The following is a 20396-nucleotide window of genomic DNA, read 5'->3' on the forward strand; positions in this document are numbered from 1 at the left end:
CCCGTTCGACGCCGTGCACGTTCGGCGTCCTCAGCAGCCGGTGCTCCAGGGGCGGCGGTGAGGTGAGGCAGCCGTGGCAGCTCACGGCTTCTTGGGCTGCGAGTGGGCTACGAGGGGGGACGGCCCTTCCGTGCAGTGGATTGGCCACGCAGGGGCGTCCCGGAGGTGTGCCAGGCGCCGCCAGGGCCGCTCGTCGTTCGCGGATCATGGCGATGGCGCAGACGAGCGCGCTGCGGGGCTGGTCAACGCGTTGGCGGATCCGGTTGGCCAGGTCGAGGATCCGAAGGCTCTCCGGGTCACCCGAGGACTCCTTCTCCAGAGCCATCGCCTCAGCGACCAGGGTCCGTGTCAGCCAGCGTGGTTGGGGGACGGCGGGTGCCCGTCGGGCCCGCACAGGGCCGGGGACGTTCCCGCCGGGGGTGGCGCTCCAAGGCCGCCGAGCAGGAGGACGGGCAGGGAGTACGGCCCTCCGGCCACCTCTCAGGGGCGATAGGAGCGCACTGACCGCCATTCCGGCGACAGCGCAGGGGAGCACGGCGGCCAGGCTTAACGGAAGGCCGATGTACAACGCCGTCTGTACCACAGCGCTGTCGGGTTCATCCAGGCCTGGCGCGTTGCCGGACGCGAATGCATGGGGATCGGGGGTGGGAACCGGGACGGACGGGTCGGCCGCGTCGGCTTCATCGAGAGTGTCGAGGACCTTCTCGATGCGGAAGCCGACGCTTCCGGCGTGATTGCCCGACCCGTTCCAGCGCCCCTCGGTGAATCCGGGGTCCACGGGGACGTCGAAGGGGACCACCGCCATCGGCCCCGACTCCGAGAGTGCGATGTAGACGCCGGGCTCGCTCGTCCGGTCGTACAGGGCGTGCAGGAAGACCGTGGGGTGGCCTGCGCTCTCGTCGGTGGGCAGGGCGGACACGACGGCGACGCGGACCGGGGTGGCGCTGTCCTCGAAGCCGGCGATCCGCTCTCGAAGCTCGTCGACCTCGTCGAACGCGAGCGCGTTGTACTGCTCGGCGTCGATGAACAGCGGGTCGTCCTCCAAAGCCGCCGCCACGCGCTCGATGCGTCCGGTGTCCACGATCTCATCGGGGCGGACGGGCGGCCCGTCCGTCTCTTCCGCAGCTGCCGCAAAGGTGAGCGAGGGGCCGGCGGCGAGAACCGCCGCAGCCAGGGCGGGTGCCAGCGCCCGAGCCAGGGAACGGGGCACACTCAACGGGCCCACCCCCGGCGTCGGTACATACGGCGGAATACCACGGCCCCTGTGACGGCGAGGACGGCCGCCACGCCCGAGGCGACGCCGGGAACGAGGGAGCGGTCGAGGACGCCCACGCGCTCACGAGTCGGATCGAGAAGGAAGAGGAATTCCCATGGCTCTCCCTTCTCGATGGCCTTCCGGTGGGCCTGGTCGTCCAAGCGCGCCCGGTTTGCGGCGGCCCTCAGTTCCTCGTCTTCCATACCGGAGACGTCGGCGAGAGCGCGCACGATGTCCGCCGGGCGGTCTCCCGGTAGTGCGAGATTGCGTGCGTAGGTGATGGTCCGTCCTCGCACGGGCCCGTCGTTCACCGCGGCGCCGTCCTCGTAGTATGCGCCGCCGACCGGGCCGGTGACGACCGGTATGACGAGGTAGAGCCCATCGATGCGCAGACGGGAGTGGAGGACGGAGGGCATGTCGATCGCAGTCTGGTCGGGCCAGCCCGGCACAACGAGGATCACGGTGTTCTCCGCGTCCAGTTCTGCGGCCGCCTCGCGAAGATTCAGGGCGGTCGTGCCCCGGTCGACCGTTCCGGCGAGTTCGTCGCTGACGTAGATGTACTCGCTCTGTTCCAGCAGCGATGCGTACACGTCGCCGCGCGAGGGGGCATCATCGTCGGCGTCCACAGGGGCGGCCGGGGTCAGGACCAGAGCGCACAGGAGGACGGTTACGAGGGGAAGGGGGATGGCCATGGGGACGCTGATAGGCCGTCGGGGCACTGGCGGTTCGGGGATCAGGGCGGTCGTTTCAGGGGGTGCCCAGCAGGAAGGGCGGAGTAAGTGTGGCCGCCTGGAACGCTCCGAATATGAACAGCAGGCGGCCGAACGGAATCGCAATCCATTCGGTCGGCAGGCAGGTTCTCGGACACTCGTGGTCGTCCATATAGAGCAGTGCCGTCCTGATGACCTTCCGGTGCGTCGGATACTTGACCAGCTCACCGATGGGGGCGCCTCCGTACTCGATCGCACCGAACGCCTGCCCGTCTTTCGTGCGGATCACGAACTGACGTGAGCGCGGTTCAGCTACTGATACGACAGAGCACCAGGGGACGAAAGCCTCGCTGAAGATGTTGGTGAACCTCACGCCGTCCTTACTGAAGCCGACCCGTGAATGAATTCCGACCAGCCACATCATGATGAAGGCCGAGGAGAAGACGGTGGCCCCGAGTGTCCCCGCGGGGATCTCGTCAGGGATGGAGATCGGAGCGTCGAATACGGTCCAGGTCCAGGAGGCCCCGGTGAAGTACAGGGTGGCGAGTGCGAATCCATTGAAGGGCTGACGCCGCATGACACGCACGCTTCCGAAACCGACCTGGCGTTGTCGGGGCCCTCGGCCTCGGCACCTCACGATTCGGGCCGGTCCGGGCGATTCCCCGTCTGCGTCGGGGCGGCGTCCAGAACGCTGAAAACGGCCGCGCCGTAGTCCCCGATCTTCTCGGTGCTGAACACCTCCTTGATGGAGTGCTCCGTACCGTCCCGCATGACGATCTTCGCCCGGAGGCCGGTCCAGCGGGGGTTCCAATCCACCGCGGCGATCTCCTCCCTCGGCAGGAACAGCGCGCCGCGCTTGTCCAGCAGGTCGGAGGCTCCGCTCGACGCCTGCAGTTCACGCGCCACCCGTCGCCCCGGCTTTGCCGGGACGAGGAACCGGTACGGCACGACGATCAGACCGTCCCGGGAGGTATAGACGTCGCACCTGCGGCGGTCGAACTCGACCAAGCCCGCACCGCCCCGGATCTCGATGTCAGTGGAGGACTCCAACACGGACTCACCGGTGGTGGCGGCCCAGTCCACACCGGCATCCTCAAGGCGGGCGAACGCCTTCTCCACGGCATCGAGAGGGCCTTCGAGGCAGGCCTCGGCCACCGCGTCGAACGCCGCCTCGAATTCCTCACCGGATGCGGTGCCTTCGGCGGCGACCGTCCGGGCCGGGGGATCGTTCTTCCAGTCGTGCTCGAAGGCGATCGCCCCGCAATCGACGGCCGCGATGGTGGCCATGGCACGGAACGCCGTGCGTGTGGCTCCGGACTCACACAGGGAGTCGGCGAATGTGTCGGGGGCGCTCCGGAACTCTTCCAGGAGATCGCTCATAGAAGGGGACGGCGTCCCCAGCGCCCGGGCCAGGGAGCGGTAGCCGGCGGCCGCTTCACGGCGCAGTTCGCGTATGCGGACCTCCGACGTGAATTCGTCCCAGGTCACCCGGGGACTGTCGGAGGAGAAGAAGTCCGACTCGGCGTCGGCCGCGATCGCCGGGAAGCCGATGACGGCCTCACGTGCGGGGCGGTCGCCGTCCTCTGGTGCCGGGAACTCGGCGGGCCCCAGGGCGGAGCGGCGCTCGGACGCCGTCGGGGTCGGGTCCCAGGCGGCCGGGTCGACGGGCTCGGCGTCCTCGGTCAGCTCCTCGCCGTTCTCGGCCAAGGCGGTGGCGAAAGCGGTGCTGACGCCCTGGGGCACCGGTTCTCCCGGGTCGATGTCGCCCAGGTAGGAGTGGTCGAACACGTCGAAGGCGTGCTCGATGACGGGGAAGCGGTCGATGAGCGCGAGCGCGTTCTGTGTCCCCGCCTCACGGGCGGCGAACGCGTCGGCCTCCAGCGCCACCCGGCGGCTGTGCGGGCGCTGGACGGCGAGGAGCAGGCGTGCGTAGGGCCACATGAGCAGCAGGGAGATGCCCGCCCCGCCCGACGCGGTCCTGCGCATGAGCTCGTGCAGGGCACGCAGGGACCGGTGGCAGTACGCCTCGATGCGAGGAACCTGCGGGGACTCCTCGGCGAGGGCGCGCGCGACGGCGGCGCGCAGTTCGCCGCGCGTGGCGACCGCCATCAGCGGCGCCCCGACGGCCAGGCACCGCTCGCCGCGGACCAGGCCGCCGAGGCGGAACCGCTCGTCCATCTGCACCGTGGTGTGGATGCCGATCCGGACGGTGTCGGGCGGGGCGGCGCCGAGCCGCTGCGCGATCGTGCGCACTTCGGCCCACAGGTCGGGGGCCTCGGCCTCGCTTACGGCACGTCCGGGGATGCGCGGCCCGGAGGCGATGAGGGCGGGCAGCATGCTCCACAGCAGGACGATCGCGATGAAGAGACCGGCGTAGATGTTGCCCAGGGCCCACAGCGCCGCGACCGCGGCGGCGGAGAGGACGAACGGGTACAGGACGACGCCCGGGAAGAGCAGGGCGCTGAGGTAGGGGCGGGATCTCGGCATGGGTCGGCTCCGGGGGCTGCGGGGGAGTGTCGGCGGGGGCGGGGCAGGACAAGGGCGCGCGGCACGGCTCCGGCCGTGCCGCCCGGCTGTGCGGGGGAGAGGGCGGTGACCGCCGGGGCCTGAAGGGCCCCGGGTGTCGCGCGGGTGTGCAGGGAGGAGGGGCATCCGCCCCGTCAGGCCGTGCGGCTCTCTCCGCTGCGCGGGGGCGCCCTTCTGCTGCGCGAGCCCTGGAGGGCCATCGCGCCCACGGCCGCTGCCGCCGCGCCCACGACCACGAGTCCGGCCAGGGCGACGCCCGTCATCGGGAGTGTCGAGCCGTCCGCGGCCGAGGATCCCTCGTCGGCAGCACTGCCGGAACCGCTGTCCGAACCGTCGGTGGAGCCTGCCCCGGAACCGCTGTCATCGCCGCCTCCGGATACCGTCTCCCCGATTCCGGGTCCGGCCCCGCCACCAGGAGCGGGGCCCTGCTCCCCGTCGGCCTGACCGTGTTCGCCGTCCGCACCGTCTCCCGAGGAACCGTCGCCCCCACCGGACGGCTCCTCCGCGTCCGGCCCGGGGAGCGCCTGCGTGTTGGTGGCGGTCTCACCGAAGTGGAGCGAACCGGTCTGTTCACCGTCGACGAGGACGGCGACGGTCATCCCCGCGGTGGCGATGCCGACGTCCTCCTTTTCCGCGTGCTCGCCGACGTCCTGGGTGAACCGATTGACGGAGATCTGTAGACCGACCTCGACCGTCCGGCCGTCGATCTCGACCTCCGTCCGGGCCCGGCCCTGCTCGCCGACCTCTTCGCCGAACAGGCGGACGCCGTCCACGGTCAGCTCGCTCGACGCCTCGCCCTCCTCGTTCACGGCCGTGGCGGCCTCCAGGTCGGTCACCTCGACGTCGATGACGGGCTCTCCATCGCCGTCACCGGCGTCGGGGGACGCCCGGGGGTGTTCGAGGGCGCCGAGGTCGCCGGTGGTCACCTGGAGGTGCGCCCGGTCCATCGTGACGCGCGTGCTGCCGGTACCGGCCTCGTCATCGGCACGGGCCGAAGAGCGTCCGGTCACGTCGACGAACTCGGCGAGTGCCCCGTGGGCGGTGCCGTCGTCGCTGTGCGAGCCGTCCTTGGATCCGGCTTCGCCGATCCAGGCGGATCGGGCGGCGACGCCCAGCGCTTCGTTGGCGAGCAGGTCTGCTCTGACCAGGGAGGCGGTGGCCATCGTCTGCGCGGGGTCGGGGTCAGGGTCGTCGGTCGAGGCGGAGGCCGCGGGGGCGGCGGTGAGGGCGGTCGCGGCGGTCAATGCCGCGGCGGCGCCGACGGCGGTGAAGGGGCGTCGGGGGATGCGCATGGCGGAGGCCTTTCAGACACGGTCACCTGGGAGTACGCCCTGACGGCGCCCCGGTCGTCCGCTTCGTCCCGGGTGATCCCAGCAGTCCGAGGCGACGTTAAAGGCCTGACGTGAAGCCGACATAACGGTCATAACTATTCGGTTTCCGTGCTGACCGGGTGCGGACACATGTTTCCCAGAGAGGGGACGGGTGCAGCTGGGAGGGTTCACAGGTGTCCTGGTGAGGTGGGGATGGCGGGCACAGGAAAGTTTGTTGGTGATGTGCGCCACATTTCGGCGTTCGGCGCTGGTCTGGGGCGCGGGGTTTCGGGTGGTGGCGCGGGGGTCGGACGCGCCCTGCGGTCCGGTGTCGCTGTGCGGGCGATCACGTGGGCGATGTGCAACGAAGAAGCGAGTCCGCGCGAAAATGCGCAAGGTATCGCCGGTATTCATGCAACGAATCGCCGGATCAGTGTGCCTACAGTGGTGAAGTGCTGCCGGACACAGTGGAAGGGGTGTGCATGCGGCCCACCGAACCCGCCCTCAGGGTCGCCCTGGACCAGGGCACCGGGCGCAGCGGCGACGCCGCCGACGGCCTGGCGCGGCTGGAGCGCGTCGCCCGCGCGGCCGCCGACGCCGGGGCCGACCTGCTCATCGGCCCGGAGTGCTCGCTCACCGGCTACAACCTGGGCCCGCGCACCGCCGAGGCGGCCGAACCCCTGGACGGGCCGATCGGGCGCCGCGCCGCGCGGATCGCCGCCGAGGCCGGGATCGCCCTGGTCCACGGCCAGCCCGAGCGCGACGGAGAGGCCGTGTACAACACGGTCCGCCTGGTCGGCGCGGACGGCGCGCCGCTGGCCGCCTACCGCAAGGCCCACCTGTTCGGCGACCTCGACCGGGACGCCTTCCGGCCCGGCCGCGAGGCGGTCGTCCAGGCCGAGGTGCGCGGCGTCCGGGTGGGCCTGCTCATCTGCTACGACGTGGAGTTCCCCGAGGCGGTCCGGGCGCACGCGCTGGCCGGCACCGAGCTGCTGGCCGTGCCCACCGCGCTCATGCACCCGCACACCGGCGTGGCCACCGCCCTGGTCCCGGTCCGCGCCATGGAGAGCCAGCTCTACCTCGCCTACGTGAACCGCTGCGACACCGAGGGCGCGCTCGACTACTGCGGGCTGAGCACCCTGGTCGCCCCGGACGGCACCGAGGTGGTGCGGGCCGGGGCCGGCGAGGAGCTGCTCGTGGCCGACCTGCACCGGTCGGCCCTGGAGGCCGCCCGCGACGCCACCGCCTATCTGCGCGACCGCCGGCCCGACCTGTACGGCTCGCTCGCCGTGTGAGCCCTCGGGCCCCGCAGCGCGGGGCCCGTCCCGCCGGCCCGCCTTGCCGACCCCGTCCCACCCGTCCCGCACCGCCGGCCCCGCACTGCCGGCCCACCGCCGCCATCCCGAGGAGGACCCCCGCATGACGTCCGCCGTGCCCACCGCCGTCCCGGAGGAGCGCACCGAGAGCCGCCCGCTCACCATGTGCGGCCCCGACTTCCCCTTCGGCTACGACGCCTACCTGGAGCACCCCGCAGGTCTGGGCGCGGTGCCGCCCGAGGCGCACGGCACCGAGGTCGCCGTCATCGGCGGCGGGCTCTCCGGCCTGGTCACCGCCTATGAACTGATGAAGATGGGGCTGCGCCCCGTCGTCTACGAGGCCGACCGGCTCGGCGGGCGCCTGCGCACCGAGCGCTTCGACGGCCACCCCGACGACGTGGTCGCCGAGATGGGCGCGATGCGCTTCCCGCCGTCCTCCACCTCGCTGTTCCACTACATCGACCGGGCGGGGCTGGGCACGGTGCCCTTCCCCAACCCGCTGGCGCCGTCCACGCCCAGCACCGTGGTCGACCTCAAGGGCGAGGCGCACTACGCGCGCACCACCGACGACCTGCCGGAGGTCTACCAGGAGGTCGCGCGCGCCTGGAACACCACCCTGGAGGAGGGGGCCCAGCACTCCGAGATGCAGCGCGCCATCCGCGAACGCGACACGGAGGCCATGAAGAGCATCTGGAACGAGATGGTCGAGCGCCTGGACAACCAGACGTTCTACGGGTTCCTGTGCGACTCCCCGGCGTTCTCCTCCTTCCGGCACCGGGAGATCTTCGGCCAGGTCGGGTTCGGCACCGGCGGGTGGGACACCGACTTCCCCAACTCGATCCTGGAGATCCTGCGCGTCACCTACACCGGTGCCGACGACGACCACCTGAGCATCGTGGGCGGGAGCGACCGGCTGCCGCAGTGGCTGTGGGAGCACGCCCCCGACAAGCTCGTGCACTGGGAGCAGGGCACCACCCTCTCCTCGCTGCACGGCGGGGCCCCGCGCCCGGGGGTCACCGCGCTGCGCCGCACCGCCGCGCCGGGCGACCCCGCCGGCAACATCACCGTCACCGACGCCGACGGCTCCATCCGGACCTACCGGGCGGCGGTGTTCACCGCGCAGAGCTGGATGCTCCTCAGCAAGATCGCCTGCGACGAGGCGCTGCTGCCGATCGACCACTGGACGGCGATCGAGCGCACCCACTACATGGAGTCCTCCAAGCTCTTCGTCCCGGTGGACCGCCCCTTCTGGCGCGACACCGACCCGGCCACCGGCCGCGACGCGATGAGCATGACGCTCACCGACCGCATGACCCGCGGCACCTACCTGCTGGAGGGCGAGGACGACGGCCCGGCGGCGATCTGCCTGTCCTACACCTGGTGCGACGACTCGCTGAAATGGCTGCCGCTCCCGGCCAAGGAGCGGATGGACATCATGCTCAACTCGCTGGCCCAGGTCTACCCGGACGTGGACGTCCGCGCGCACATCACCGGCGACCCGGTGACGGTGTCCTGGGAGGCCGAGCCGTACTTCATGGGGGCCTTCAAGGCCAACCTGCCCGGCCACTACCGCTACCAGCGGCGGCTGTTCACCCACTTCAAGCAGGACCGCCTGGACCCGCGCCACCGCGGGCTGTTCCTGGCCGGCGACGACGTCTCCTGGACCGCCGGCTGGGCCGAGGGGGCGGTGCAGACCGCGCTCAACGCGGTGTGGGGCGTGATGAACCACTTCGGCGGGGCCACCGACCCGGCCAACCCCGGCCCGGGCGACGTCTTCGACCGGATCGCCCCGGTCGAGCTGCCCGAGGACTGAGCGGGCGCCGCCCCGCGGCGGGGGAGCGGCCGCCGGCGCCTCAGGCCGGCCGCTCCCCCGCCGATCCGGCCAGCATGGGCTGGTCGACCAGGCGGGACAGCACCAGCGTGCTCTTCGTGCGCACCACGAACGGCTCGGCGCAGATCCGTTCGATGGTCTCCTCCAGGTGCTGCATGTCGCGCGCCCGCACCTGCACCATCGCGTCGGCCTCGCCGGTCACCGTGCAGGCCGAGGTGACCTCGGCGTAGCCCGACAGGCCGGCCCGGATCTCGGACGGGGAGGTGCGGGGGCGGCAGTACACCTCGATGAACGCCTCGGTGGTCCACCCGATGGAGGAGGGCTCCAGGACGACGGTGAAGCCGCGGACCGCACCGGACTCCACCAGGCGGTCGACGCGGCGCTTGACGGCCGAGGCGGACAGGCCCACGGCGGCCCCGATGTCGGCGAAGCTCGCGCGCGCGTCGGCGCCGAGAATGGCGATGATCCGCTCATCGACCCGATCCAACCGCACTGCCCGCTCCTCACACGTCGCGCCGGGCGCGTCCGGGCCCGGCCAGAACGATGCTACCCACCGGCGCCGGGGGCCGGGTCCGGCTGGCGCCGCCGATCCGGCGCCGGGCCGCCGCCGATTCGTCCCCGTTCTCCCGTGTCGCTTCGCCCGATCCGGCATGATCACAGGGATGATCGGAACCATCACCGAGGGTGAGGGGTGTGCGGTGGGGGCGAAGAGTGTTTCCGCGGCCGTGCCGGCCGCGCTGCTGCTCGCGCTCGCGGCGCCGGCGCAGGGGGCCGCGGCGCAGGGCACGGCTGCTCAGGGAGCGATCGGTCAGGACGCAGAGGCGCAGCGGGCGACGGACGCCTCAGGGCGGGAGGACCGGGAGCGGAGGACCGTCCTGGACTGGGGTGAGTGCACCGGCCTGGACGCCGAGACGGTCGAGGGGACCGGGACGCAGTGCGCCGGGCTCGACGTGCCTCTGGAGACACAGAGGACCGACGGCGCCGATGCGCGCACGGCCGAGACGGTGCGCCTGGCCCTGGCGAGGATCCCCGCGCGCACCGCCGACGGCGAGCCGGCCGAGGCCGACCGCGTCCTCGTGGTGAACCCCGGCGGCCCCGGAAGCCCCGGGCGCGAGTGGGCGGTCCGCATCGCCGAACAGCTCCCCGAGGACCTGCGCGGGCACTACGACGTGATCGGCTTCGACCCCAGGGGAACGGGGGCGAGCACACCCGCTGTCGCCTGCGACCCCGCCCACTTCGACCCGGTCCGGCCCGACACGGTGCCCGCGTCCGCCGAGGACGAGCGCGCGCTGGTGCAGCGGGCACAGGGGTACGCCGAAGCGTGCGCCGAGAACAACGGCGACCTCCTCAGGCACATGCGGACCGAGGACAGCGCGCACGACATGGACCGCATCAGGCGCGCGCTGGGCCAGAGCCGCATCGACTACCTGGGGTACTCCTACGGGACCTATCTCGGCGCGGCCTACGCGACGCTGTACCCGGAGCGCACCGGGCGCATGGTCCTCGACAGTGTCGTCCACCCGGGGCGGCCCTGGTACGAGAGCAACCTGAGGCAGAGCCGCGCTCTGGACGAGGCCATCGGCAACTTCTTCGCCTGGACCGGGCGCCACGACGACGTCTACGGCCTGGGCGCCGATGCGGACGCGGTCGAGGAGACCTACTCCGCGGTGCGCGAGCGGCTGGCGGAGGAGCCGGCCGGCGGCATCGTCGGGCCGACCGAGTTCGAGGGCGCCTTCATCCCCGCCGCCTACGCGTCGGCGGTCTGGCCGCGGCTGGCCGAGGCGCTCTCCGACCATGTGTCCGGAGAGGACGAGGGGGCCCTGGTCGGCGCCGCCGAGCGCTTCGGCGAGGGCCCCGACGACGAGCCGGGGTACGCCGCCTACCTGGCCACCCAGTGCACCGACGCCCCCTGGCCGTCGGCCTGGCCCCTGTGGCGCGACGCCGCCGAGCGCTCGCACCGCGAAGCGCCGCACACCGGCTGGAACAACATCTGGTACAACGCGCCGTGTGCGTTCTGGCCCGCGGAGGCGGAGGCCTGGATGAACGTCGGTGCCGCGGCCGGGGCCCGGACCGGGTCGGCCCAGGAGGGGCCGCTGCTGGTGCACGCCACCGAGGACGGGCCCACCCCGGTCGAGGGCGCGTACGCCATGCGCGAGCGCTTCCCCGGGGCGCGCCTGGTGATCGAGGAGGGCGGCCTGAGCCACGGCGTCTCCTTCGGCGGGAACACCTGCGTGGACGATGCGGTCGCCGACTACCTCCGCGACGGGACGGTGCCCTACACCGGCTCGGTCGGCGACGCCGACCTGGTGTGCGAGGCGGGCCCGGAGCCCGAGCCGAAGGTGCCCCAGAGCGCCGTCGAGCGCGACGCCGAGGAGCGCGGCGCGCTGATCGGGCCTTAGGGTCGTGTCCCCCGGAGCGGTTTCGGCCCGCGGCCGCGCCCCTACTGCGCCCTTACCGCGCCCCCTGCTGCGCCGCTGCGCGACGAGCGCACAGCGCTATGGGAGGCCGGCAGCGGCTCAGGCGGAGGGACGGCCCCCGCCTCCCGAAGAGTGACCGGGGGACACGCCCCGGGCGCGGTATCCGACACGTCGGGACCGGCGGGGCGGTGGGCGACCGGAAACGGTCGGTCGCATAGTCTTGAACCAGGGACGCGGCGCAGTCCGCCGCGGGCGCGGACCCGTGCGCACGACGGCGCCCGTCGTCCGCGAGAGGCGGCCTGTGGGCGGTTGGCGGCTGATGGCAGACGGGGTGATTCGGGTGCTGCGAACCTCCTCTGTCCGTGTGCTCGACCGGCGCGATGCCGAGGACGTGCACGCCCTGCTCGACCGCGACCCCGTCGGCAACGTCTTCGTCAGCTCCCGCCTGCGCTCCTCGGGCCTGGACCCGGGCCGGCTCGGCGGCGAGGTGTGGGGCTACATCGAGAACGGCCGGCTGAGCGCCCTGTGCTACTCGGGCGCCAACCTGGTCCCGGTGGACGCCGGCCCGACCGCGGTGCGGCAGTTCGCCGAGCAGGCGCGCTGGCGCGGCCGCCGCTGCTCCTCCATCGTCGGCCCGGTCCCGGCCGTGACCGACCTGTGGGAGCGCCTGGGCCCGACGTGGGGCCCGGCCCGGGCGATCCGCGACCGCCAGCCGGTCCTGGAGCTGATGGGGGCGCCCCGCCCGGCCGCCGACCCCCGCGTGCGCCGGGTGCGCCCCGAGGAGCTCGACGTGCTGCTCCCGGCCTGCGTGGCGATGTTCACCGAGGAGGTGGGCGTGGCCCCGGACGCCGGCGACGGCGGCGCGATGTACCGGGCGCGCGTGTCCGAGCTGGTGCGTTCCGGGCGCGCGTTCGCCCGCATCGAGGACGGCCGCGTGGTGTTCAAGGCCGAGGTCGGTGCGGTCACCCCGTACGCCTGCCAGGTCCAGGGCGTCTGGGTCCACCCCGACCTGCGGGGGCACGGCTACGGGGTGGCGGGCATGGCCGCGGTGGCCCGCCTGGCCCGCGAGTACATCGCCCCGCGGGTGACCCTGTACGTGAACGACTACAACACCGCCGCCCGGGCCGTCTACGACCGCGTCGGCTTCCGCGAGGTCGGCGAGGTCATGTCGATCCTGTTCTGAGGCCCGGTCCCGCTCAGCGCGGGGGGCTCTCCGGCGATCGCCGTGAGCGGCGGCTCGTCGGCCCCCGCGGGTGTCAGGGGCGACCGGCCCACCAGGTGCTCCATCAGGGCGTTGATGTCGGCGATGTCCTTGGCCCGGCCCAGGCGGCGCTTCCAGCGCAGGACGCGGTCGAGCGGGGCGAAGGGCAGGCCGTCGATGTACTCGCGGGTCTCGATGAACTCGTCCAGGTCCCACATCGAGGGGAACCAGCCGTTGAGCACGTCGAGGCTGCCGCCGTTGAGCACCACCCGGCGCACCCCCTCCCAGGGGGCGGTGACCACCGGGCCCAGCCGGCGGGCGATGTCCCAGGCCCGGCCGCGGACCACCACGTCCAGGTCGGTGATGTCGGCGCGGATCCCGCGGGCCAGGAGCGGGCCGCTTCCGGCGAGGATGTAGTCCTCGTCCGGCAGGTCGAGCCGGGCGAGTTCGACGAAGAGGGGATGGCTGTGGAGGGACGCGTGCTGCTGTGTCACCCGAGTGCCTTCTCTCCTAGGACGATGCGGACCACCGCGGCGATCAGAAGGGCCAGGCCGATGCTGCTCATGGAGCCGATGAGGAAGTATTCGGCGAAGCGCTTCTGATTGCTCTGCAGTTCGGGAAAGCGCGCCAGCGCCTTGATGCCGACCACCACGACGATGGCCTCCGGGCGCCCCGCGACGGCGAGGGCGTAGGTCATGGAACGCTCCAGCCACCCGATGGCCGTCCCCGCTCCCTTGAGCGGCTCCATCTCCTCCGCTTCGGCCTTCTTCAGCTCTGCGTAGAACGGGTGGAGCGTGTGAGTGACGACCTCCCCTCCGATGAACGTGGCGACCAGGAGTCCCGACACCACGATCGCCGTCCTGTCGTCCAGGATAAGATCACGCGCCCCGCTGAGGACCCCTGTCCCCGTGTGCAACGCCGCGGCGGCCCCCGCGACGGCCAGGGAGAAGCCCAGCGGGGCGAAGATGGTCCCGGCCACGGAGCGGGAGATGAGGATGTGCGGGGACCCCTGCATGTGGGCGTCGGTGCGGGCCAGGCGCCACAGGCCCCAGGAGGCGGCCACCGTCGCCGGCAGAAGGACCCCGGCGGTGGCCGACGCCAGCACGGGCGCCAGGGCGTAGGCGGCGTAGAGCGCCGTCAGGGGCAGGGCGATCCCCGCGCGCGGGCGGACGGCCGGGATGGAGTACGGGAGCAGGAGCGCGGCGACGAGTCCGATGATGACGCGTTCGAGCTCCATACCCCTCCCTCTTCAGTTGTCCGGCGGCCCTCCCGCCCGCTCTCCACGGGCGGGGCAGTCGATTATCGCCCGCAAGGCGACGCGGAAAACAGGGGCAAGTGGACCCATTTCCGGCATGAGAGGGCCCGGTCCTCAGAAGGCCGTCGGACTCACGTCCGAGAGGAAGGAGGGAGGGAAGGGGACGTTTCGGACCGCGGTCCGGCGCGGCCCCGGGCACGGCGCCGCTCGGGGGCCGGCCGCCGGGGCGGACGCGCCGGCCGGGCATGAGCGGACACGGCCGGACACGGCCGGGCCGGGGGGGGGGGGCCGGACCNCGGCCTCCGCCTCCCGCAGGGGCCCGGAGGCGGAGGAGCCGGATCAGTCGCGGAACTCGGGGATCACCTCTTCGGCGAACATCTCCAGGTTGCGCTTGACCGTGTCGAGGGGGAGCACCCCCTGCTGGCCCTGCATGAACAGGCCGAACCACTCAAGGTCGGGGATCTCCTTCAGTACCGCCTCGATGCCGCGCTTGACGTCGTCGGGGCCGCCGACCAGCGCCATCTGGACATCGGCCATCCGCTTGAAGTCGCCCTTCTCCGGGCTGATGGGGGCCGAGGAGTCGTCCTCCTTGGTGCGCAGCACCTCCAAGTACCCGAAGGGGCCGAAGAAGGAGGCGAAGTCCTTGTGCATCTTCGCCCCGTACGTCGCGACCGCCTCCTCGCGGGTGGCGGCCATGCCCACGATCTTGAGGATGCCGGTGTGCTCGCCCAGCCGGTAGCGGCGCCCGTGCTCGGCGGCCGTGTCGCGGTACAGCTCGGCCTTCTTGCGGTGCTCCCCGGGCAGCGGGGTGAACATCCACGGCAGGATGTCCTCCTGCGCCGCCCGCACCACCGACCGGTCGCTGACGGTGAAGGGCTGCCACAGCTCGGGATAGGGGTCCTGGTAGGGGCGCGGGACGACGCTCACCCGCTGGATGCGCCCTTCGTCGTCGAGCTCGTCCGGGGCGCCGAACGTGCGCGTCCACTCCTGGGCGGGCCAGCCCTCGATGCCCTCGTAGGGGAAGGGCACCTGGTAGTCGATCACGTCGCTCTTGTAGCGCAGGGTCTCCTGCGTCCAGGCCATCTTCATGATCTTCAGCAGCTCGCCGAAGACGTCGAAGTTGCGGTCGTCGGTGCGCGACCCGTCGCTGCGCGCCGCCTGCGACTTCCACCGCTGCCCGAGCACGTCGGCCCACCGGGACTGGTAGCCCCGGGCCACGCCCAGGCGCAGCCGCCCGCGGCAGAAGTGGTCGAGCAGGGCCACGTCCTCGGCGGCCCGGACGGGGTCCCAGGCCGGCAGCACCAGCCCCAGCGGCGCCAGGAGGATGCGTTCGGTGCGCGCCGCCAGGTCGGCCAGGACCATCAGGGGGTTGACCGAGAACTCGAAGCCCTCGGAGTGGAAGTGGTGCTCGGTGAGCATCAGGGCGTCGAAGCCGATCCGGTCTGCGTGCACCGCGATCTCCCGCACCTCGTCCAGCAGCCCCTGGTAGGAGGCGCGGTCGCGCCCGATGGGGCGCAGTGCGCGGGCGTTGTCCTCGGCGGCGTATCCGGACCCGGGGATCTGGGGGTTCATGAACAGGCTGAACTTCACGGCGGTCTCACCTCTCGTGGTCGGTTCCGGCCAGCCAGTCCTCCAGCTCGCGGAGGAAGTCGGCCGGCCGCTCCTCGTGCAGCCGGTGGCCCGCGCCCTCCCAGCACACCACCCGCGACCCGGGCGGGAGCAGGGGCCGCTCCCAGGCGGCCCGCCCCGGGTGGTGCCAGAACGACAGCGCGGGCTGGGCGCGCCCGGCCAGGTGCTCCCGGGCGGCGGGACGGGGGCCGATCGCCCCGGGGTCGGTGAACATCCCGGCGAAGGCCTCGGCGAGGACGCGGGGGCGGGCGGCGCGCAGCCGCCGCTCGTGCCAGGTGCGGATCCAGTCGGGGGTGGCGGGGGTGGTGCTCCAGGAGTCCAGGGCCAGGGCGGTGCCCACCGGGTCGGGGCCGTGCAGGGCGCGCACGGCGGCGGGCAGCGGATCGGTCTCGGCCGGGTCGAACCCGTAGCCGGGGTCGACGGTGACCACCCGGTCGACCAGGTCGGGGCGGTCGGCGGCGAGCAGGCCGACCACCTGTCCGCCCATGGAGTGGCCGACGGCGGTCACCGGGCCGGTGCCGGCGCGGCCGAGCAGTGCGGCCAGGTCGGCGGCCATGGCCCGGGGGGTGCAGGGGGTGTCCGGGACCGAGGAGGCGCCGTGTCCGCGCAGGTCGGGGGCGAGCACCCGGTGGCGCCGGGCGAGCGGGCCGATGTGCTGCACCCACTCGTGGGAGTCCGAGCCCCAGCCGTGCACCAGCAGCAGCGTCCGTGCGGGGGCGGCGGGGCCGTCGTCGGTGTGGAAGAGCCGCACATCGGTCAGGTCGGTGAAGGCCATGGACGCTCCCGCGGGGGACGGTGCGGGCAAAAAGCAGAACATGTTTCAGTTTTTCTGACCCGTTCACGGTAACCCCTTCCGACCGCGGGGATCAATCGCCGCACCGCCCCGTTCTCAGCGGCGGGGGAGAGGGCGTGGGTGGAGGGGGCACGGCCCGCCGCCCGCCGGGACCTCCCGACGGGCCGGTGCCCCCTGGACCGGCCCGTCCTTCCTCGCCCCGGGGCGGCACGGAGGCCGTGCCGACATTCCGGTTTCGCAGGTCGGTGGGTTCCTCGTGGTCGGGATGGAGGGGGGCGGCGCGGGGTGCGGGGCCGCTTGGCGGTGCTGGTGTTCGGTGGGTGCGGAGGGTCGTGCCCGGTGGAGGGGCCGCTTCCCTCGGTCCGGGGCGGTGCGGTCGCTGCGCTGAGATGCAGGCGTCGCCGTCCACCGGCGCCGAACCAGTCGGCGCAGGCGTCCTCTCCGGGCGGTCGAAGGCCACCCGGCGTAAGGCGGGGTCGCGATCGCCGGAGTGGTGTCGTCTCCAGCGGTCCGGGTCGGCGTGGCCGCCACACCCCGCTCGGGCGCCACCGGCGACCCCGCCCCGGGTGCGCGCCCCCTCCTCGCCGTTGATCTCGGGAAAGCCGGGGTAATACTCGCCGGTATTACCCCGGCTTTCCCGAGATCAACGGGGGTGTCGGTGCGGGCGGCGGGCAGTGCTCCCGGGGGGCGGCCGGGGCCCGGGGAGTTCCACCACGCCAGCGGACACGACCTCTTGAACGACGCCGGGCGGCCTTCGGCGGCCCGGCGTCGTGACGGTCGCGGCCGCGCACGGGCCCACGACTCCTGCGGCGACCACCGGACAGTGACACCGCCCCAGCGGACGTGCCCCTCAAGCCCCGGGAACGACCAGGGCGCGCGCGGCCTCGCCCCTTCGGACGCGGTCGATGGCGCCCTCGACCCCGTCCAGGCCCACCCGCTCGGTGATCAGCTCCTCCAGACGCAGCCGCCCCGCCTTGTACAGGTCGACCAGGCGTGGCAGGTCGGTGTGCGGCGACGCGTCGCCGCCCTGGCAGCCCATCAGCCGGCGGGAGGCGAACAGCGCCCCCGCCGGAACGGACGCCTCGGCGCCCGGGGGCGGGCTGCCGACCATCACGGTCGTGCCGCCCGCGCGCGTGGCCCCGAACGCCTGGGCCAGCACCCCCGGCACCCCCGTGGCCTCGAAGGCGTAGTCCACCCCGCCCGGCACCAGCTCCCGTACCCGTTCGCCCAGCGCCTCCCCGGCGGTGACCGTGTCCGTGGCGCCGAAACGCTCCGCCGCCTTCGCCTTGGCCTCCACCACGTCGGCGGCGATGATCCGTGCCGCGCCGGCGACCGCGGCCCCCTGAACGGCGTTCAGGCCCACGCCCCCGCACCCCGCCACCAGCACCGAGGAGCCGGGCTCGACGCGCGCCGTGGTGAGCACCGCCCCCACCCCGGTGACCACCGCGCAGCTCAGTAGGGCCATCGGTTCCAATGGAACGTCCCGGGGCAGCGGGACCAGGGCCCGCTCGGAGACCACCGCGTACTCGGCGAAGGAACCGATGCCCAGATAGGGCCGCAGCCCGGCGCCGTCCATCCGCAGGCGGGTCCCGCCGTCGGGCGTCAACCCCATGATCGCCTTGAGGCGTGCATCGTCCGTGCACAGGTGGGCCTGCGCGCGGGCGCACATCCGGCACCGGCCGCACGGGCGGTTCATGGCGATGAGCACGGGGTCTCCGGGGGCGACCCCTTCCGCCCCGGGCCCGACCGCCTCGACGGTCCCCGAGCTCTCGTGCCCGCAGACGACCGGCGTGTGCGGCACGACGGGGCTGTGCCCGTCGATCGCCTTGAGGTCCGAGCCGCACACCCCCGAGGCGGCGATGCGCACCCGCGCCTCGCCGGGGCCGGGGTCGCCCGCCTCCACCTGGCTGATCTCCAGCGGGGAGCCGAAGGCGGTCAGCACCGCCGCGCGCATCAGCATCCGTCACGTCCTTCCTGTCAGGGCCGGGTTCGGGTCGGGCTCCGAAACAACGGGGCGCGGACGTGTGCCCCTCCCGCTCACCCCGGTTCGATCCAGGCGGCCTTGAGGGTGAGCCACTCCCGCAGCGCGTCTCGACCGTTGGAGGGCAGGTTGCCGCTCTGCTTGCGGCCACCGAAGGGCACCGCCCAGTGCAGGCGGCGGAAGGTGTTGATCCACACCGTCCCGGCGTCGATCGCGGCGACGGCCCGCCGCGCCCGGGCCAGGTCGCGCGTCCAGGCGCCGCCGGCCAGCCCGTACCCGGTGTCGTTGGCGACGGCGTAGGCCTCCTCCTCGGTGGAGAAGGGCAGGGCCACGGTCACCGGGCCGAAGATCTCCTCCTGGCAGATCCGCAGGCCGTTGTCCTCGGCGGCGAACAGGGTCGGCTCGACCCAGTAGCCCTCGGACAGGTCCGGGTCGGGCTCGCTGAGCGCGTCCGGGCCGTGGCGGCCGCCGAAGACCGTCTCAGCGCCCTCCTTCGGCCCCAGTTCGAGGTAGGAGAGCACCTTGCGGTACTGCTCGGCGAAGGCGATGGGGCCCATGTCGGTGCCGGGCGAGGCGGGGGCGCCCACCCGCAGCGCCCGGGCGCGGTCGCGCAGCCGGGCCGTGAACTCCTCGAAGACGGAGTCCTGCACCAGGAGGCGGGAGGCGGCGACGCAGGACTGGCCGGCGCCGCCGGTGTAGATCGCCCCGGCGGCCCCGTCGGCGGCCGCGTCCAGGTCGGCGTCGTCGAAGACGATGCACGGCGACTTGCCGCCCAGTTCGAGGGAGAGGTCGGTGAGGCCCTCCGCGGACAGCTCGGTCACCCGCCGCCCGGTCGCAGTGGACCCGGTGAAGTGCACCTTGGCAACGTCGGGGTGGAGGACCAGGGCCTCCCCGGCGCGTTCGCCGGTGCCGGCGACCACGTTGACCGCCCCGGGCGGCAGCCCCGCCTCCTCCAGCAGCGCGCACCCGGCCAGCACCGAACAGCAGGCTTGCTCGGCGGGTTTGACCACGACCGTGTTGCCCGCGGCCAGGGCGGCGGAGACCTTCGCGAAGAACATGGCCAGCGGGGCGTTCCAGGGCAGGATCACGCCGACGACGCCGTAGGGCTCGTAGAAGGTGGAGACCGAGGCGGTGCCGCCGAGGTCGACGGTCTCCCCGGCGGTCTTGTCGGCGAGGCCCGCGTTGTACTCGATGTGCAGGGCGCCGCCGGGCAGGTCGGCGCCGCGGGTCTCGCGCAGGACGCGCCCGTTGTCGCGGCTCTCGGTGCGGGCCAGGTCCTCGGCATGCTCGCCGACGGTCTGGGCCCACCGGCGCAGGGCGGCGGCGCGCCGGGCGGGGGAGTGGGCCCGCCACTCGGGGAAGGCCCGGCGGGCGGCGGCGACGGCCTCGGCGACGTCCTCGGGCCCGGAATCGGGCACGCGCGCCCAGACCCGCCCCGTGGCGGGGTCGGTGCTGTCGAGCCACCCGCCGCCGATCGCGGGCCGGGACGCGCCACCGATGTGGTTGGAGTAGGCGGGCAGGGCTGCCGTCATCGGGGTGTCCTTTCGCGGCCGCCCCCCCCGTCCGGACCGGCGAGGGGCCGGGGAGAGGGAGGGTGGTTCGGTGAGGTCGTAGGCGGCACCGGAATCCTAACCCGCACACCAAGCGAGCGCTAGATTGTGAATGGGGCTTGGTGCGGGCGCCCCTGCTCGTCGGGCCGCGGGCCGTCGTTGAGCAGGGGAAGGAGTGACGGCGGATCGGCAGGTACCCCGCTTGTGCCTGCTTCCCGGGTGGGGGGCCGCCACCGGTCGAGGGTGGGAGGGCGGCGACGACGGAGCAGCTGGTGCCCCGCTCATGGCCGAGTGCCGGGTCGCAGGTCAGCACCGGTCAGGGGGGGAGGCGGCGACGAGGGGACGGGGAAGTGCCCGGCCGCCCCGGTCGCCCACCGGGCCCCTTGCGGTCCAGGTCAGAGGCAGCAACGGAGCAGCGGGTGCCCCGCTCACGGCCGCTTGCCGGGTGCCGGGCCGCCACCGGTCGGGGTGAGAGGGCGACGACGACGAAGCCGCGCGGTTCCCCGGCCCTGCTGGTCGGCCGCCAGGCCCCTCGCGGTCCAGGCCAAGAGCGGCGACGAAGCAGCAAGTGCTCCGCTCGCGCCTGCTTGCCGGGTGCCGGGCCGCCGGTGGCCGGGGGGGG

At 73.2% G+C, this 20396-nt stretch carries 16 protein-coding genes; 4 read left to right on the plus strand and 12 right to left on the minus strand.

Translation table 11 applies throughout. The annotated features are described in order from the left end of the window. From D450_RS0112080 to D450_RS0112100, 5 genes are all read right to left on the minus strand, one after another. Nucleotides 1-1081 (minus strand): hypothetical protein (locus D450_RS0112080; protein WP_206539655.1); only part of this gene is annotated, 1081 nt, incomplete at its 3' end. Nucleotides 1082-1212: 131 nt separating this feature from the next. Beyond that, nucleotides 1213-1947, minus strand: coding sequence for a hypothetical protein (locus tag D450_RS0112085; RefSeq protein ID WP_017538928.1), 735 nt, complete (start codon nucleotides 1945-1947; stop codon nucleotides 1213-1215). 55 nt (nucleotides 1948-2002) lie between these two features. Continuing rightward, entirely contained in the window at nucleotides 2003-2542 is a 540-nt protein-coding gene (locus D450_RS0112090) for a hypothetical protein (RefSeq protein WP_017538929.1), read from the minus strand. 56 nt (nucleotides 2543-2598) lie between these two features. Continuing rightward, nucleotides 2599-4452, minus strand: coding sequence for a M48 family metalloprotease (locus D450_RS0112095; protein WP_017538930.1), 1854 nt, complete (start codon nucleotides 4450-4452; stop codon nucleotides 2599-2601). A gap of 173 nt (nucleotides 4453-4625) precedes the next feature. Continuing rightward, the gene (locus D450_RS0112100) at nucleotides 4626-5783 is read right to left on the minus strand and encodes a hypothetical protein (RefSeq protein ID WP_026128509.1); all 1158 of its coding nucleotides are present in this window, start codon (nucleotides 5781-5783) and stop codon (nucleotides 4626-4628) included. 500 nt (nucleotides 5784-6283) lie between these two features. On the opposite strand from D450_RS0112100, the gene D450_RS0112105 reads away from it, so the two are divergent. Both D450_RS0112105 and D450_RS0112110 read left to right on the plus strand, forming a co-directional pair. Further along, entirely contained in the window at nucleotides 6284-7096 is an 813-nt protein-coding gene (locus tag D450_RS0112105; protein WP_017538931.1) for a carbon-nitrogen hydrolase family protein, read from the plus strand. Nucleotides 7097-7220: 124 nt separating this feature from the next. After that, nucleotides 7221-8930, plus strand: a complete 1710-nt coding sequence (locus D450_RS0112110; RefSeq protein WP_017538932.1) for a flavin monoamine oxidase family protein — start codon at nucleotides 7221-7223, stop codon at nucleotides 8928-8930. A 40-nt stretch (nucleotides 8931-8970) separates the two neighbouring features. Here the strand turns inward: D450_RS0112110 and D450_RS0112115 are convergent, their stop codons facing one another. Further along, the gene (locus tag D450_RS0112115; RefSeq protein ID WP_017538933.1) at nucleotides 8971-9441 is read right to left on the minus strand and encodes an Lrp/AsnC family transcriptional regulator; all 471 of its coding nucleotides are present in this window, start codon (nucleotides 9439-9441) and stop codon (nucleotides 8971-8973) included. Nucleotides 9442-9610: 169 nt separating this feature from the next. On the opposite strand from D450_RS0112115, the gene D450_RS0112120 reads away from it, so the two are divergent. After that, entirely contained in the window at nucleotides 9611-11347 is a 1737-nt protein-coding gene (locus D450_RS0112120; RefSeq protein ID WP_017538934.1) for an alpha/beta hydrolase, read from the plus strand. Between the two features lie 358 nt (nucleotides 11348-11705). Beyond that, the gene (locus D450_RS0112125) at nucleotides 11706-12548 is read left to right on the plus strand and encodes a GNAT family N-acetyltransferase (RefSeq protein WP_026128510.1); all 843 of its coding nucleotides are present in this window, start codon (nucleotides 11706-11708) and stop codon (nucleotides 12546-12548) included. Here the strand turns inward: D450_RS0112125 and D450_RS0112130 are convergent. From D450_RS0112130 to D450_RS0112155, 6 genes are all read right to left on the minus strand, one after another. Next, nucleotides 12494-13060, minus strand: coding sequence for a hypothetical protein (locus D450_RS0112130; protein ID WP_017538936.1), 567 nt, complete (start codon nucleotides 13058-13060; stop codon nucleotides 12494-12496). The genes D450_RS0112125 and D450_RS0112130 overlap by 55 nt on opposite strands. Continuing rightward, nucleotides 13057-13803: a hypothetical protein gene (locus D450_RS0112135; RefSeq protein WP_017538937.1), complete on the minus strand. Its 747-nt coding sequence runs from the start codon at nucleotides 13801-13803 to the stop codon at nucleotides 13057-13059. The genes D450_RS0112130 and D450_RS0112135 overlap by 4 nt, the downstream gene beginning before the upstream one ends. A 357-nt stretch (nucleotides 13804-14160) precedes the next feature. Continuing rightward, a complete protein-coding gene (locus D450_RS0112140; RefSeq protein WP_017538938.1) occupies nucleotides 14161-15411 on the minus strand; it encodes an LLM class flavin-dependent oxidoreductase in 1251 nt (416 codons plus the stop codon). 7 nt (nucleotides 15412-15418) lie between these two features. Next, a complete protein-coding gene (locus tag D450_RS0112145; RefSeq protein WP_017538939.1) occupies nucleotides 15419-16225 on the minus strand; it encodes an alpha/beta fold hydrolase in 807 nt (268 codons plus the stop codon). A gap of 868 nt (nucleotides 16226-17093) precedes the next feature. Next, nucleotides 17094-18203, minus strand: coding sequence for an alcohol dehydrogenase catalytic domain-containing protein (locus D450_RS0112150; RefSeq protein ID WP_017538940.1), 1110 nt, complete (start codon nucleotides 18201-18203; stop codon nucleotides 17094-17096). A gap of 77 nt (nucleotides 18204-18280) precedes the next feature. Further along, nucleotides 18281-19756, minus strand: coding sequence for an aldehyde dehydrogenase family protein (locus D450_RS0112155; protein WP_017538941.1), 1476 nt, complete (start codon nucleotides 19754-19756; stop codon nucleotides 18281-18283). Between the last annotated feature and the right edge of the window lie 640 nt (nucleotides 19757-20396).

Origin of the sequence: Nocardiopsis halophila DSM 44494 (genome assembly GCF_000341245.1) — a bacterium.
Lineage (GTDB): Bacteria > Actinomycetota > Actinomycetes > Streptosporangiales > Streptosporangiaceae > Nocardiopsis_A > Nocardiopsis_A halophila.